Below are 14701 nucleotides of genomic sequence, written 5' to 3' on the forward strand. Positions count from 1 at the left end.
GGAGTCATGCGCCGCCGGCCGGCCGGCGGGCGCTTGCCTGTCAGGCGCATGCGAGGTGAGCGCGATGCGGGCGTGAGGTGTGCGTGAGCAAATCGCTCAACGAGTGACGCCTGCGCGGGGCGGTGAAGTGCGCGGGAACGAGCAAGGCCCCCTCACGCGTGGTGAGGGGGCCTTGACTCTGCGTGCGCCGCCAGGGACTCGAACCCCGGACCCGCTGATTAAGAGTCAGCTGCTCTAACCAACTGAGCTAGCGGCGCCTGCTGACCTGGAGAACTCTACCCGATCTCCGGCCGTGCTCCTGACCATTTCCCCTCCGCCACGGCCTGTCGGATGGTCGTTTTTTCTCTTCTGTCCGTCAAAATGCGATATGTCAGGAGAGTTGAGACACTGACGCCCGTGCAGATGCGCCCAAAGATCTTGACGAGTGCGGAGGGAATCGCATGACTGTGCCGGCCTTCGAGGAGTACGTACCTGCCATCGACTGCACCTGTGCGGGATGCGCCGTTCAACGGCGCACCGCAGCCGGGGGACTGCCGACGCGCTATGGAGGACATCCCGCCGCGCACGGCGCGCGGCGGGCGATGGTGCTGGTCACCGCTGCCGGGGTGGTGCTCAGCGCCGGTCTCGCGGAGGCGGCGGGCGCGGCGGCCGACCCGGGCCCGGTGACGGACCCGGGCCAGGCGGCCGACCCGGTCGCGGTGACCGGCGCGGCGGCCGGGCCGGTCGAACCGGGGCCGGACAGCCCGCAGGGCGGACCGGGGCCGTTGCAGGGTGCGGGGGCCTCGGGACCACCGGCGTCCCAGGCGGGCGCGCCCACGCTGCGCACGACCACTCGGGCCGACATCATCAACCGCGCGAAGAAGTGGGTCACCGCACAGGTCCCGTACAGCATGGAGAAGTACTGGTCGGACGGGTACCGCCAGGACTGCTCCGGCTATGTGTCGATGGCCTGGAACCTGCCCGGCAACGAATGGACCGGCAGCCTCTCCACCTACGGGACGCGCATCGCCAGGGAGGAACTCCAGCCCGGCGACATCCTGCTCTTCCACAACCCGGCCGACCCCGGGAAGGGCTCGCACGTCACGCTCTTCGGCGGCTGGACCGACTACACACACACCCATTACACGGCGTACGAGCAGACCAAGCCGCACACCCGTAAGCAGACGACGCCCATGGCGTACTGGACCAACTCGGGCAGCTATGTCGCCTACCGGTACAAGGGGCTGACGACCGGGTCCGGTGGCAGCGACTCGACCAAGACGCTGTTCCCGGGTGCCGGGAAGTTCGGCGCCGGCGCGAACAACGCCTACGTCACCCGGCTCGGCAAGCTGCTCGTCGACCGGGGCGGCAAGCGCTTCTACAAGGTCGGGCCCGGCCCCGCCTGGAGCAGCGCCGACCGGCTGGCGACCCAGGCGTTCCAGAAGGCCCAGGGCTGGAGGGGCAAGGAGGCCGACGGCATCCCCGGCCCCGACACCTGGCGCCTGCTGGCCAACGGAACCGGCCACGACATCCCCGCCGCGGGCGGCAAGGCCGCGGACGGCGGCTCCGCTGCGGTCCCGGCCTTCCCCGGGCGGGGCTATTTCAGGCCGGGTCAGTTCAACAGCCATGTCGAGAAGCTCGGCAAACAGTTGGTGAAGAAGGGATACGGCAAGTACTACCTGTCGGGCCCCGGCTCTCGGTGGACCGAGGCGGACCGACGCAATGTCGAGGCCTTCCAGAAGGCCCAGGGCTGGCGAGGCACGGAGGCCGACGGCTATCCGGGGCCGGAGACCTGGCGGCGACTCTTCGCGTGACACGACGGACATGACGGAGGCGGTAATGCGATCCACGGTGTCGGACAGCTCCGGTAACCCGGAGAACCGGGAGGACCCGGAGTACGGGGAGGAGAGGTACGGGGCGGTCCCGGTACGGGAGTGGGTGGGGCCGGACGGACCGGGCCGGGTCACGGACGCCTGGGCCGCGGCGGGGGAGCGGGCCGGGTCGGGCGGCTGGGCGGCGGAGTACGGGCAGACGGGTCCGGGCGTGGGCTCGGACACGGGTCCGGGCGTGGGCCTGGATGCGGGGCAGGGCCTGGGCCTGGATGCGGGTCCGGGCATGGGCCGGGATGCGGGTCCGCACGCCGGCTCCGGCTTGCCCGCTGCCGGCCCGGCCGAGGTGCCAGGTGTGGCTGGGGTGTACGACGCGCCCGGTGTGGCCGGGGTGCCGGGTGCGGCTGGGGTGTACGGCGTGGTCGACGCGCCCGGTGTGGCTGGGGTGCCGGGTGCGGCCGGGGCGTACGACGCGCCCGGTGTGGCCGGGGTGCCGGGTGCGGCCGAGGTGACAGATGTGGCTGGGGTGTACGGCGTGTTCGACGCGCCCGGCGTGGTCGACATGCTCGGTGCGCCCGTGCCGGGGCCGGACTCCGTCGTCGACCTCGTGCTCGACCTGGTGCCGGGCGAAGGTGAACGCGCGGGCTCCTCCTTCGGAGCGACCTCGGCCTCGGTGTCGGTCCCGGCGGCGGACCCGGGTCCGAGCCCTGCGCCGACGGCCGTCCTGGCGGCGGTCCCGGCGGTGGATGCGGTGCTGGATACGGCGGAGATCGACCCGGTGCCGACCGCGCCGACGACGTCGACAGCGCCGACGATGCCAGAGGCACTGAAGATCCCAGAGGCGCCGAGGACGCCAGAGGTACCGAGGACGCCAGAGGTACCGAAGATGGCGGAGGTACCGAGGACGCCAGAGGTACCGAGGACGCTAGAGGTACCGAGGACGCTAGAGGTACCGAGGACGCTAGAGGTACCGAGGACGCTAGAGGTACCGAAGATGGCGGAGGTATCGGAGGTATCGGCGGCCTCCGGCCTCGGCCCGGTGTACCGGCCCACCGCCGGCGCACCCGTCGGCGGTGGGCCGTCGCTGCGCGACGCCCGGCCGAACGCCTCGGACCTGGTGCCCGCTCCCGCGCCGGAGGCCGATGCGCCGTCAGGCGGCGATCCGCAGGACGTGGCACCAGCCGATGCTGCCGAAACCGCTGTGCTCGTCATGGCGGGGGCCGGATCCGGAACGTACGGGTCGGAAGCCTCCGCGCCCGAGGCCCGCGACGTCTCCGTGTCCGCTCCCGTCCGGGTCGACGTGCCGGACACCGACGTGCCGGATATCGACGTGCCGGACACCGCGTCCGTGCCCACGCCGGGGTCCGCCCCCGCCTCCCTCTCCCTGATGTTGAGCGGCGAGGACACCGGCGAGTTCCCTGCCGACGCCCGTGTGGACACCGGCCGGCACCAGGCGGTCATCGCCAACGAGCGCACCGCCTCCATCCCGGTGCACCTGCTCTTCCGCGAGGAGGCCGAGGCCGGGGAGGACGCCACGGCGATGCCGGTCACCGTCGCACGAAGGGCACCCGTCGGCGAGCAGCCGGCCGGTGTCCGGCGGCCGCCGGTGCCGAGGACTCCGCAGGTGCGGCCCCCGACCCGGCCCGCACCGGTCGCCGACCCCCGGCTCCACGAGCGGCCCGGACCTGCGCTGCCCGGCTGGGTCGCGGTGCTCACCGGAGCCGGCGGGATCGCCGCCATCGGTGGAGTCCTGTGGTGGGCCGGGGCATTGCCGGCCCGGGTGCTGTCGCGGATCGGGGTCGTTCCGCGACCGTACGACGGACTCGGGATCGGCGCCTGGGCGGCGCTCGCGCTGCTGGTGACCTTGGTGCTCTTCGCGTTCGGCGGTCTGAGCCGCGGGCGCGTCGGGTACACGTGGGTGCTCACGCTCTTCGGCCGGTACCGGGGCACCGTGCGGCGGACCGGGCTGATGTGGGTCAGCCCGCTGCTCCTGCGGCGCCGGGTCGACGTACGGCTGCGGCACTGGCGCAGTGAGCCGCTGCCAGCGATGGACGCCAACGGGACCGCCCTGCGGGTCGTCGTCCTCGTCGTGTGGCGGGTCGGGGACACCGTGCGGGCGACGTTGGGGGTCGAGGATCACGAGGAGTATCTGCGTGAGCAGGTCGAGGCGGCCATGGCCCGGGTCCTGTCCCAGCTGCCCGCCGACGCCTTCCACGAGGACGCGCACACTCTGCGCAACGCGGAGGCGGTCGGTGACGCGTTGACCCGGATGCTGAAGGCGGACTGCGAACCGGTCGGCATCGAGCTGTACTCGGCGCAGCCGACCGGAATCGAGTACGCACCGGAGGTGGCGGCGGCCATGCAGCGGCGCCGGATCGCCGCCATCGACGCCAAGCACCGGGACAGCGTGCTGACTTCGGTGGTGGACGCCGTGGACGACACCGTCAACCGGCTGACCGCCCGGGGCCTCGTGGAGCTTGACGCCTACGAACGGAAGTCCCTGGTCAAGGACTTGACGGTGGCCTTCTACACCGGTCGCAGTGGTGGGGACAGCGCCTGAGACGTTCTGCCCGGCACCTCGGAGACAACCGGAATCCAGCTCTCATTGGTCTGGACATGTTCATGATGCGTCAATAATCTAGGCCTTGGTCTAGACCGCACGACACGCGCGTAGCAGTGCTCATGGAACCTCCCCCACGTCTCCGAGGAGCGGCAGCAATGCGTAAGAAGACAGGCGCGGCCCTGGTCGGCCTTGCGGTAGCGGGCGTCTCGATGTTCGCGACCAGCAGTGCCAGCAGCCACGGCTACACCGACAACCCCATCAGCCGTCAGAAGCTCTGCGCCAACGGCACGGTGACGGGCTGCGGCAACATCCAGTGGGAGCCGCAGAGCGTCGAGGGCCCCAAGGGCTTCCCGGCGGCCGGCCCCGCCGACGGTGCGATCTGCTCCGCCGGTCACGGCGAGTTCGCCCAGCTCGACGACCCGCGCGGCGGCAACTGGCCCGCCACCAAGGTCACCGCGGGCCAGGGCTTCAGCTTCCGCTGGCAGTTCACCGCCCGGCACGCCACGACGGACTTCCGCTACTACATCACCAAGAACGGCTGGGACCCCACCAAGCCGCTCAAGCGCTCCGACCTGGAGTCGCAGCCCTTCATGACGGTGCCGTACGGCAATCAGCAGCCGCCGTCGACCCTGACCCAGCAGGGCACCATCCCCACCCAGAAGACCGGGAAGCACATCATCCTGAGCGTCTGGAACATCGCCGACACGGCCAACGCGTTCTACTCGTGCTCGGATGTTCAGTTCTGACGCCTGGTCGGTTACCGTGCGGCGCCATGGGGAGCGCAGGCACCGTCGCGGAGCTCGTACAGCGCCAATGGGGCGACCACCGGCCCGGGTTGAGACATGAGGGCACCGTCCTCAGTCACCACCAGGTCGCCTCGGGTGCTGCCGCACGGGCCGCGCTCCTGGCGGATCTGCTGCCGGCGGGCAGTGAACCGCACCTCGGAGTGCTGCTGGACAACACTCCCGAATTCCCGCTGTGGTTGAGCGCGGCGGCCCTGGCCGGGGCCGCCGTCGCGGGCATCAACCCCACCCGCCGCGGCGCCGAGCTGGCCCGCGACATCCTGCACACCGAATGCCGGGTGCTGATCACCGAGCGCGCCCATCTGCCGCTGCTCGACGGCCTCGCGCTGCCGGGCGTACGGGTGCTGGTCACCGACACCGACGCGTACGCCGCGCTTCTCGCCCCCTACGCCGGGGCGCGGCCGGGTGACACGGTCCTGAACCGGCCCGCTCCCGCGACCCGGATGCTGCTGTACTTCACCTCGGGGTCCACCGGTGCGCCCAAGGCCGCGATCTGCACGCAGGGGCGGCTGGCGGCGGCCGGACGGTCCCTCGTCGACCAGTTCGGGATCCGGGGCGAGGACGTTCACTACATCTGCATGCCGATGTTCCACGGCAACGCGGTGATCGCCGACTGGGGCCCCGCTCTGTCCGCCGGGGCCGCCGTCGCGCTGCGCCGCCGCTTCTCGGCGTCCGGCTTCCTGGCCGACGTACGCGCGCACGGCGCCACGTACTTCACCTATGTCGGCCGTGCCGTGCAGTATCTGCTGGCAACCCCCGAGCGCCCCGACGACCGCGAGCACCCGTTGCGGCTCGGCTTCGGCACCGAGGCGGGCGCCGTGGACGCGGCCCGCTTCCGGGAGCGGTTCGGCGTGCGGCTGGTCGAGGGGTACGGCTCCTCGGAGGGCGGGGCGGCGATCCAGCGGACGCCGGACACCCCGCCGGGTGCGATCGGCCGGGCGTCGGACCGCGACGACCTCGCGGTCGTCGATCCTTCGAGCGGCCGGGAGCGGGTCGCCGCGGTCTTCGACGCCGGCGGCACCCTCACCAACGGAGGCGCCGCGATAGGTGAGTTGGTGAACCGGGGCCGGACCCCCTTCGAGGGGTACTGGCGCAACGAGGCGGCGGACGCCGCCCGGGTGCGCGACGGCTGGTACTGGACCGGAGACCTCTTCTTCCGGGACGCCGACGGTTTCCTGTACTTCGCGGGCCGTACGGAGGACCGGCTGCGGGTCGACAGCGAGAACCTGGCCGCCGCGATGATCGAGAACATCCTGGCCCGCTGGACCGACGCGGCGGCCGTGGCCGTCTACGGGGTGCCCGACCCGGTCGCGGGGGACCAGGTCATGGCGACGCTGGCGCTGCGCGACGGGGTGCGGTTCGATCCGGAGGCGTTCGCCGCCTTCCTCCGGGACCAGCCCGACCTGGGGACGAAGATGGCCCCCCGGTTCGTGCGCGTCGTCCGGTCGATGCCGGTGACGGCGACGAACAAGGTGCACCGGGTCGGGCTGCGGCGCGAGGGATTCTGGTCCGGGGGACCGCTGTGGTGGAACGGGGCCGGCGGGGCGTACGTACCGTTCGGCGACGGACAACTGGGCTCGCTGGTAAGGGAGTACGAGGAGCACGGGCGCCATGACCTGCTCTCCTCACACGGCGGAGGACTCTGAGACGGCGGGTTCCGAGACGGCGGGCCCCGAGACGGCGGCGGGTTCCGAGATGGCCGGCCGCCGCAGGTGCGTCACGGCCAGCACGGCGCCCACCAGCAGGAGCAGTCCGCCGGCCACCGAGGCGTACTGCATGCTGTGCACGAACGCGTCCCGCCCGACCGCGATCAGTGAGCCGTCACCGGTGGACAACGCCCCCGGCAGCGTCTTGCGGGCCACCTCGGGCGCCGATTCCGGCATGTCCGCGGCGTAGACCGCGGTCGCCACCGCACCCAGCAGTGCCATCCCCATCGCCCCGCCGAACTCCTGCCCGGTCTCCAGCAGCGAGGCCGCCGAACCCGCCTTCTCCGGCGGGCTGGTGGACATGGCCAGGTCCGAGACGAGTGCCATGACGGTGACGATCCCGCAGCTCATCACGGCCGAGCCGATGAGCAGGACGGCGAGCGAGTCCGTACCCGACCGGGCGAGGACACCGAATCCGGCGGCCGCGATGACGAAGCCGGCGCAGATCACCCGGGCGCGCTCGGTCCGCTGGGCGATCGCGGTGGCCGCCGGTGCGGCAGCGCCCACCGCCAGCGACGGGGCCAGGCTCCACAGCGAGGCCTCCATCGTGCTCATCCCGAGCACCGACTGCAGGTACTGCGTGGTGAAGAAGGACGCTCCCATCATGGCGAACGCGGCCAGCGCGTTCAGCCCGATTCCCGCGGCGAAGTTCCGGTCGCGGAACAGCTCCCTGCTGATCATCGCGTCGTTGCGGGTGCGCTGGCGCCGGACGAAGACCCAGCCGACGGCCAGCCCGGCGGCGGTGATCAGGCCGTTGCTCAGGTCCATCCCCTCGGCGGCGGTCTCCTTGACCCCGTAGACGACCGGGAGCACGGCTGCCATGGACAGGGGAACGCTCAGGAAGTCGAAGCGTCCCGGGTTCGGGTCCTTGAACTCCGGTACCAGCACCGGCACCAGGACGAGCAGCAGCACCATCGCCGGCACGTTGACCAGGAAGACCGAACCCCACCAGAAGTGTTCCAGCATGATGCCGCTGAGCACCGATCCGAGCGCGATGCCTCCCGCCATGGCACCGGACCAGATGCCGATGGCCCGGCCGCGCTGCTGTTCGTTGCGGAACATGTTCCGCACCAGGCCCATGGTCGACGGCATCAGCGTCGCACCGCCGATCCCGAGCAGGGCCCGGGCCGCGATGAGCATTTCGGGGCTGGAGGCGTAGGCGGCGCCGACCGATGCCGCGCTGAAGGCGACCGCGCCGAACATCAGGAGCTTGCGGCGCCCGATCCGGTCACCGAGTGAGCCCATCGTGATGAGGAGGCCGGCCAGCGCGAAGGCGTACACATCGAAGATCCAGAGCTGCTGGGTGGCGCTGGGTGCGAGGTCCCGGTCGATGGACGGGATCGCGAAGAAGAGGACGGACACGTCCATGGAGACCAGGAGGAGAGGGAGGAGCAGGACCACGAAAGCGGTCCACTCCCGACGGCCGGCGAGATCTCCGGCAGCGGCGGTGGTGCGCGAGGAGGTTGGCATGCCTGGAAATATACGAGCGTGTAAAACAGTTGTCTAGTACGGACGTGTAAAACATCCGTACATCATCGCGGGCAGCACAAAACACACGAGGCGGTCTCCGTTGAACGGAGACCGCCTCGTGTGGTGTCTGTGCGCCGCCAGGGACTCGAACCCCGGACCCGCTGATTAAGAGTCAGCTGCTCTAACCAACTGAGCTAGCGGCGCTTGCTGACTCGAAAATAATACCTGCTCTCCAGGGGTGCTGACGACACGCGTCCGCCACCCTTCTGACCTGCGCATTCGTGGTCGTCGCGGTGCAGTGGCGCCAGGGCGGATGCGGGTGGTGCCACATTGGACTCGCAATGGTGTCATTGATGTGCCACTATGGCGCCACGGGGAACGAGTCCTCGGTCTCGCGGAGCGCAGGGCTCGCGCCGGATGCGGTGGGCGATCGAGGGGGACGGGTCATGGAAGCGATACCGCGGCAGCAACAGTCGGCGGCACCTGCCACCTTCACCGCCTTCGCCCGCTTCGCGCTCTGCGGCGGCGGAGTGGGGATCGCCGCCGGCTTCGCCGTGGCGGCCTTGGCCTCCTGGATCCCCTGGGTTCTGGCCAACGCCCTGATCACCGTGGTCTCCACGCTCCTCGCCACCGAGCTGCACGCCCGCTTCACCTTCGGCACGGGCGGGCGCGCGACCTGGCGTCAGCACGGCCAGTCGGCCGGTTCGGCGGCGGCGGCGTATGTGGTGACCTGTGTGGCGATGTTCGCCCTGCCGCACATGGTGGAGGCGCCGGGGGCCGTGCTGGAACAGGCCGTCTACCTGTCCGCCTCCGCGCTCGCCGGCGTCGCACGGTTCGTGGTGCTGCGCCTCGTCGTCTTCGCACGGAACCGCTCGGTGGCCGCGGTCACCGCCCGTCCCGCGCACGCGGTCGTGGCCGCCCGCGACTTGGTGCCGGCCGATGCCGCGGAGCTCTGCCGCGCCGCCTGATCCGGCGGCGGGTGAGTCTCCGGGGCCGCGGTGGCTACAGGGCCAGCGACAGCAGCACCGGCGCAGCCCGCCGGTTCAGCGCGTCCGCGGCCGCGCGCAGGCGGTGTGCGTGTTCGACCGGCAGGGACAGTGCCAGGCATCCCGCCGACGACCCCGCCGTCAGCGGCACCGCTGCGCACACCGTGCCGACCGCGTACTCCTGGAGGTCGAGCACCGGCACCGTCGCCGGCTGGCTGTCCAGCTTGGAGAAGAGGATCTTCTCGCTCGTGATCGTCCGCGACGTCAGCCGGGCGATCTTGTGCCGCGAGAGGTGATCGCGCCGCCCGTTCTGGTCGAGCTGGGTCAGCAGGCACTTGCCGATCGCCGAGGCGTGCGCCGCCGATCGGAAGTCCACCCACTCGTTGACCGCGGGTGTCCGCGGACCGTCGGCGTACTGCGTGACCCGGATCTCGCCGTCCACGTACCGACTGATGTAGACGGCGGCGCCCACCGAGTCCCGCAACTGGGCCAGGGTCTGCTGGAGCTTGGCCTCCAGGGCCTGTCTGCGGGCCGCGCCGGAGCCGAGGAGCAGCAGCGAGGCGCCGGTGACGTACGCGCCATCGGTGATCTGCTCGACGTACCCCTCGCGGCGCAGCGTCAGCAGCAGGGAGGTGAGATGCCCGACGGGCAGTCCCGTCTCCCGGGCGATCTGGGTGCTCGTCACACCGTTTCCGTGCTTGGAGACCGTCTCGAGGACACGAAGGGCGTACTGCACCGAATGGAACGGCGCGGTCGGTTCCGGCTTCAACGCCACGGTTTCCCCCTACCAGGTTGTGACCGCAAGCTCTGCCCTCACGATAGCCGCCAAGAGGCCGTACAGGGGCGGCTGTTGACTACTCATTGGGGCGCCCCGGCCCCGTCAGCTGGGGCGCACCCGTCTGGCATATGCCAGAGTCAAAGACGATCGACGGATGTCGAGGTCACAGCACCGCGTTGAGGAATTCGCGAGTACGTTCGTGTTCGGGATCGGAGAAGATTTTTTCCGGCGAACCCGACTCCACGACCCTCCCGGCGTCGAACATCAGTACCTTCTCCGACACGTCCCGGGCGAAATTCATCTCGTGGGTCACACACAGCATGGTGATGTCGGTGTTCCTGGCGATGTCGCCCAGCAGCTCCAGTACGCCCGCCACCAGCTCCGGGTCGAGCGCGGACGTCACCTCGTCCAGGAGCAGGATCTCCGGCTCCATCGCCAGCGCCCGCGCGATCGCGACCCGCTGCTGCTGACCGCCGGACAGCTGCGAGGGGTGGGCGTCGATCTTCGCGGACAGCCCGACGAGGTCGAGCAGCTCCCGGGCCCGGGTCTCCGCCTTGTCGCGGTCCATGCCCAGGACGTTGACGGGGGCCTCGGTGATGTTCTGCAGCACCTTCATGTTCGGGAAGAGGTTGAACTGCTGGAAGACCATCCCGATCCGCTTCCGCGCCTCGCGCAGGTGCTTCTCGGAGGCGGGCTTCAGTGAGCCGTCCGCCGCCTGCATGTGCGACAGCGGGTCGCCGTTGATCCGGATCACGCCGTCGCTGACCTTCTCCAGCGTCATCAGCAGCCGCAGGATCGTGGTCTTGCCCGAGCCGCTGGGCCCGATCAGGGTGACGTGCTCGCCGCGCTCGACCTCGAAGTCCAGCTGGTCGAGGACGACATGGTCGCCGTACCGCTTGACGACCTTGTCGAACCGGACCAGCGGATGCGCGGTGCTTTGGGGGGCGGGGATCGCGACGACGTCCTCGGGGGCCGTGGCCGCGGTCTTCTGCAGGGGGAGAGGTTCAGTGGCCAAGGCGCTTCTCCAGTTTCCTCATCAGGAGGGACGTGGGATAGCTCGCGACCAGGAAGATCAGGCCGGCGAGCGTGAACACCTCGGTGTAGACGAAGTGCTTGGTTCCGTAGTCCCGGGCCTCGAAGACCATCTCGTGCACGGTGATCACGGCGAGGAACGGGGTTTCCTTGAACATCGAGATCGCGTAGTTGCCCAGCGCGGGTACGACGTTGCGCACCGCCTGCGGCAGGATCACTGCCTGCCAGGTCCGCCGGGGCGACAGCGACAGCGCCCGGCAGGCCTCCCACTGACCCTTCGGCACGCCGTCGATCCCGGCGCGGTACACCTCCGAGGTGTACGTCGCGTAGTGGATGCCCAGCACCACGATGCCGATGGTCAGCGGCTCCACCGAGCTGAACACGGCGGCGGCGCCGACAAGTTGGACGAGCAGTGGTGTCGAGCGGACGAACTCCATCACGACACGTACGGGTACGGTCACGAACCGGCTCGGGGCCCGTCCGGCGACCGCGATCGCCAGCCCGAGCACCGCGGCGACGAGCGTCCCGAGCACCGTGGCCAGCAGGGTGGTCCTGAACCCCTGCAGCAGCAGGGGCAGCGCCTCGTCGACGGCGTTCCAGTCGAATCCGTTGCTCACCGGACACCTCCGGCAGTCGGGGCGGGCACGGAGCTGCGGGACTTCAGCAGGCTCCGCCCGCCGTCCGCCAGGCCGAGCCGCCGTTTGGCGGACCGCTCCAGCAGGTTCATCAGCAGGGTCAGCGCGTAGGCCAGCACGAAGTAGCAGACCAGCAGGGTCACATACGCGGCGAGGGTCTCACCCGTACGGCTGCGCAGTTTCTCGATCACGGTCATCAGATCGGCCGCCGAGATGAGCCACAGCAGCGGAGTGCACTTCAGCAGCTGGATCAGCAGGTTGGTGAAGGGCGGGATCATCTGCACCCAGGCCTGCGGAAGGATCACCTTGCGCATCCGGTGCAGGGGCGTCATGTTCAGCGCGACCGCCGCCTCGTACTGGGCCCGCGGTACGGAGTTGATGGCACCGCGCACCACCTCGGCGCCGTAGGCCCCGTAGTTGAGCCCGAAGGCGACGACACCGCAGAGCAGCGGCGTCAGCTCGTACCCCGTCAGCGGCGGCATCGCGTAGTAGAGCCAGAACAGCTGGACGTACAGCGAGGTGCCGCGGAAGAACTCCACGACCACGCGTGAGACGCCCCGCGAGACCAGCAGCCGGCTGATCGACATCAGGCCGAGGACGAACGACAGGAACAGCGCCAGCAGCGCGCCCAGGACGGTGGCCTCCAGGGTCACCCACAGGCCCGAGCGCAGCTGTGGCAGATCGTCGGCGAAGGCCGAGAAGAAATCACTCATGCGGTGGGTCCCGTCCCTGTCAGCCCTTGCACAGATCGGCCGTCTTCAGCGTGGCCGGCGGGAGCTCGGTGGCTCCGAAGCCGTAGTCCCGGAGCAGCTCCACGTAGCGCGATTTGTCGGAGACGATCTTCTTCAGCTCGCGGTTGAAGGCGTCCCGCAGTTCCTCGTTGCCCTTGCGGAAGACGGCGCCGCCGGGGCTGTACTGCTTCACGCCGCCGAGCTCCGGCAGGAAGGCCTCGGTCACCTCGGTCTCCGGGTTGGTCTTCGCCAGCCAGCGCAGCGAGATGCCGGTGAGCAGGAACGCGTCGACCCGGCCGCCCTTGACCGCGTCCGCGCCGTCCTGCGGCTTCTGCAGCGACTTGATCTTGTCCTTGGCTATCCCCGCACCCTCGGCGTACGAGCCCTCGACCGCGCCCGCCATCACGCCGACGGTGATTCCGGCGGCCTTCGCGGACGCCAGGTCGGTGATCTTCTTCGGGTTGCCCTTCTTCACCATCAGCGCGGTCGGCGAGATGAACTCCGGCTCCGAGAAAAGGGCGTTGGCGCAACGCTCGGGCGTGATCGCCATACCGGCGCTGACCACGTCGTACTTGCTGGCCTGCAGACCCGGGATCAGCCCGTCCCACTCGGAGAGGGTCGGGCGCAGTTCGTCCACGCCGAGCGCCTTGAAGATCTCCCGGTGCAGGGTGGGTGCCTCGCCCTTGAGGACCTTGCCCTCCATGTAGCCGTACGGGGCCTCGTCGGCGTACGCGACCCGGACGAAGCCCTGCTTGCGGAGCTTGTCGAGCGCCCCCTCGCCGTCGGCGGAGTCGGCGCCGGTCTTGCTGCACGCGGCGAGCAGGCCGGGGACGACGAGCAGACCGCCCACGGCTGCCGATCGGTTGAGAAAGCCCCGGCGGGACAGGTTCGGGAAGTCAGCCATGGTTCGCAGTCTCCTGGGGGTCGAACAGTCCGGACAGGGTTGGCGCCTGCCCGATCCCGTACGTCTATGCAGGAAGAGGTCGCATGTAACCGAACAGTGGCCGGAGGGTGACCTTCCCGTGTCCGGGCATGGGCGGAGTGCGACGGGCTGTGTGCGGGGCGTATGCCGTTGCGCGGCGCGGTGGATGACGGGGTGTTATCCGCAGATGTCCGTCATGGGGTGGTGAAGTGGGGCGTGGACGACCTGAGTTGGGATCACCCCTCCTTGTCCGTGCCGGGAATGTAGCCGAGCCGCTTGTCCACAACGTTCGGCAACGGCTCCCCGGCCGCCCACCGTTCGTACATCGCGACGAACTGCTCGCCCAGCCGGTCCCGCCAGCCCGCCGCGGCACCGCTCATGTGCGGCGACACGATCAGGCCGGGCACGTCCCACAGCGGGCTGTCCGGGCCGAGCGGCTCCCGCGCGAAGACATCGAGCGCCGCCCCCGCGATCCACCGCTTGCGCAGAGCGCCGACGAGATCGTCCTCGACCACCATCGGGCCCTGCCCCACGTTGATGAACCGGGCCGAGGGCTGCATCAGCCCGAAGAACCGGCTGTCGAACATGCCGTACGTCTGCGGGGTCAGCGGTGCCGCGCAGATCACCCAGTCGGCGCGGGCGGCCAGCCGGTCCAGATCGCCGGCCCCGTGGATCGTGCGCCGGGCCGTGCGTCCCACCAGGGCCACGTCGACGCCGAGCGCCATCAGCAGCCGGGTGATCTCGCGCCCGACCGGACCGGCTCCGACGACCACCGCACGGGACCCGGCGACCCGGGCGGTCTCGCGGGGGCGCCACCGCCGGCGCCCCCGGAGCTCCAGGGTGCCGGGGAGGTCCTTGGCGAACGCGAGCACGAGGCCCGCCACGTACTCGGACATCGGCTGCTCGAAGATGCCCCGCGCGTTGGTCACCACGGTGTCGCCGGCCACGAGCTCCGGGCAGAGCAGCCGGTCCACGCCCGCACTCGCCGTGTGCACCCAGGCGGGGCGCGGTCCGCCGCCGGGCCAGGCGGCCCGTACCGCGTCCGAGGTGAAGTCCCACACCAGCAGGACGTCCGCCAGGGGAAGGGCGCTCGCCAGACCGGCCCCGTCGGTGTGCCGCACCTGCACCCGCCCGGTCAGCGCGCCGAGGCGGGGCGGCGGATCGGCGTCCAGGACGAGCAGGACGGGCTCCGGCATGGTTCCTCCGCGTCGGCTGAGGCTGCGGACGCACCACGCTCGCAGCCGCACCCCACCCCGTCAACAGGCCG

The 14701-nt window shown here is 70.5% G+C and carries 12 protein-coding genes and 2 tRNA genes; 5 read left to right on the forward strand and 9 right to left on the reverse strand.

Annotation, left to right across the window (positions count from 1 at the left end; translation table 11 throughout):
- Window positions 1–183 precede the first annotated feature (183 nt).
- Window positions 184–257: transfer RNA gene (locus tag ACIOEW_RS00940), tRNA-Lys, on the reverse strand.
- 183 nt (window positions 258–440) lie between these two features.
- Here ACIOEW_RS00940 and ACIOEW_RS00945 point away from each other — a divergent pair.
- From ACIOEW_RS00945 to ACIOEW_RS00960, 4 genes are all read left to right on the forward strand, one after another.
- Window positions 441–1793: a peptidoglycan-binding protein gene (locus ACIOEW_RS00945; protein WP_401960223.1), complete on the forward strand. Its 1353-nt coding sequence runs from the start codon at window positions 441–443 to the stop codon at window positions 1791–1793.
- 25 nt (window positions 1794–1818) lie between these two features.
- The gene (locus ACIOEW_RS00950; protein WP_401960224.1) at window positions 1819–4368 is read left to right on the forward strand and encodes an SPFH domain-containing protein; all 2550 of its coding nucleotides are present in this window, start codon (window positions 1819–1821) and stop codon (window positions 4366–4368) included.
- Window positions 4369–4526: 158 nt separating this feature from the next.
- Window positions 4527–5117 carry a lytic polysaccharide monooxygenase gene (locus tag ACIOEW_RS00955; protein WP_362543122.1) on the forward strand — a complete coding sequence of 197 codons (591 nt, stop codon included), beginning with the start codon at window positions 4527–4529 and terminating at the stop codon, window positions 5115–5117.
- 26 nt (window positions 5118–5143) lie between these two features.
- Complete coding sequence (locus tag ACIOEW_RS00960) at window positions 5144–6820, forward strand: AMP-binding protein (protein ID WP_401960225.1); 1677 nt, start codon at window positions 5144–5146, stop codon at window positions 6818–6820.
- On the opposite strand, the gene ACIOEW_RS00965 is transcribed toward ACIOEW_RS00960, so the two are convergent.
- Together ACIOEW_RS00965 and ACIOEW_RS00970 are read right to left on the reverse strand one after the other, a co-directional pair.
- Window positions 6800–8350 (reverse strand): MFS transporter, encoded by a 1551-nt coding sequence (locus tag ACIOEW_RS00965; protein WP_401960227.1) that lies wholly within the window; start codon window positions 8348–8350, stop codon window positions 6800–6802. The genes ACIOEW_RS00960 and ACIOEW_RS00965 overlap by 21 nt on opposite strands.
- 130 nt (window positions 8351–8480) lie before the next feature.
- Window positions 8481–8554 (reverse strand) — tRNA-Lys (locus tag ACIOEW_RS00970).
- Window positions 8555–8796: 242 nt separating this feature from the next.
- Here ACIOEW_RS00970 and ACIOEW_RS00975 point away from each other — a divergent pair.
- Window positions 8797–9318, forward strand: a complete 522-nt coding sequence (locus ACIOEW_RS00975) for a GtrA family protein (protein WP_401960229.1) — start codon at window positions 8797–8799, stop codon at window positions 9316–9318.
- Window positions 9319–9352: 34 nt separating this feature from the next.
- Here ACIOEW_RS00975 and ACIOEW_RS00980 read toward each other — a convergent pair whose 3' ends face one another.
- The 6 genes from ACIOEW_RS00980 to ACIOEW_RS01005 form a co-directional block, all read right to left on the reverse strand.
- The gene (locus tag ACIOEW_RS00980) at window positions 9353–10111 is read right to left on the reverse strand and encodes an IclR family transcriptional regulator (RefSeq protein ID WP_401960232.1); all 759 of its coding nucleotides are present in this window, start codon (window positions 10109–10111) and stop codon (window positions 9353–9355) included.
- A gap of 166 nt (window positions 10112–10277) precedes the next feature.
- Window positions 10278–11129, reverse strand: a complete 852-nt coding sequence (gene ehuA, locus ACIOEW_RS00985) for an ectoine/hydroxyectoine ABC transporter ATP-binding protein EhuA (RefSeq protein WP_401960233.1) — start codon at window positions 11127–11129, stop codon at window positions 10278–10280.
- Window positions 11119–11763 (reverse strand): ectoine/hydroxyectoine ABC transporter permease subunit EhuD, encoded by a 645-nt coding sequence (gene ehuD, locus ACIOEW_RS00990; RefSeq protein ID WP_362543105.1) that lies wholly within the window; start codon window positions 11761–11763, stop codon window positions 11119–11121. Before ehuD ends, ehuA begins: the two co-directional genes overlap by 11 nt.
- Window positions 11760–12494 (reverse strand): ectoine/hydroxyectoine ABC transporter permease subunit EhuC, encoded by a 735-nt coding sequence (ehuC, locus tag ACIOEW_RS00995; RefSeq protein ID WP_362543102.1) that lies wholly within the window; start codon window positions 12492–12494, stop codon window positions 11760–11762. Before ehuC ends, ehuD begins: the two co-directional genes overlap by 4 nt.
- Before the next feature lie 19 nt (window positions 12495–12513).
- Window positions 12514–13416: an ectoine/hydroxyectoine ABC transporter substrate-binding protein EhuB gene (gene ehuB, locus ACIOEW_RS01000; protein WP_401960236.1), complete on the reverse strand. Its 903-nt coding sequence runs from the start codon at window positions 13414–13416 to the stop codon at window positions 12514–12516.
- Between the two features lie 254 nt (window positions 13417–13670).
- Window positions 13671–14630 (reverse strand): D-2-hydroxyacid dehydrogenase, encoded by a 960-nt coding sequence (locus ACIOEW_RS01005; RefSeq protein ID WP_401960238.1) that lies wholly within the window; start codon window positions 14628–14630, stop codon window positions 13671–13673.
- Between the last annotated feature and the right edge of the window lie 71 nt (window positions 14631–14701).

This window comes from Streptomyces sp. NPDC087901 (assembly GCF_044742205.1).
In the GTDB taxonomy this organism is placed as follows: Bacteria; Actinomycetota; Actinomycetes; order Streptomycetales; family Streptomycetaceae; genus Streptomyces.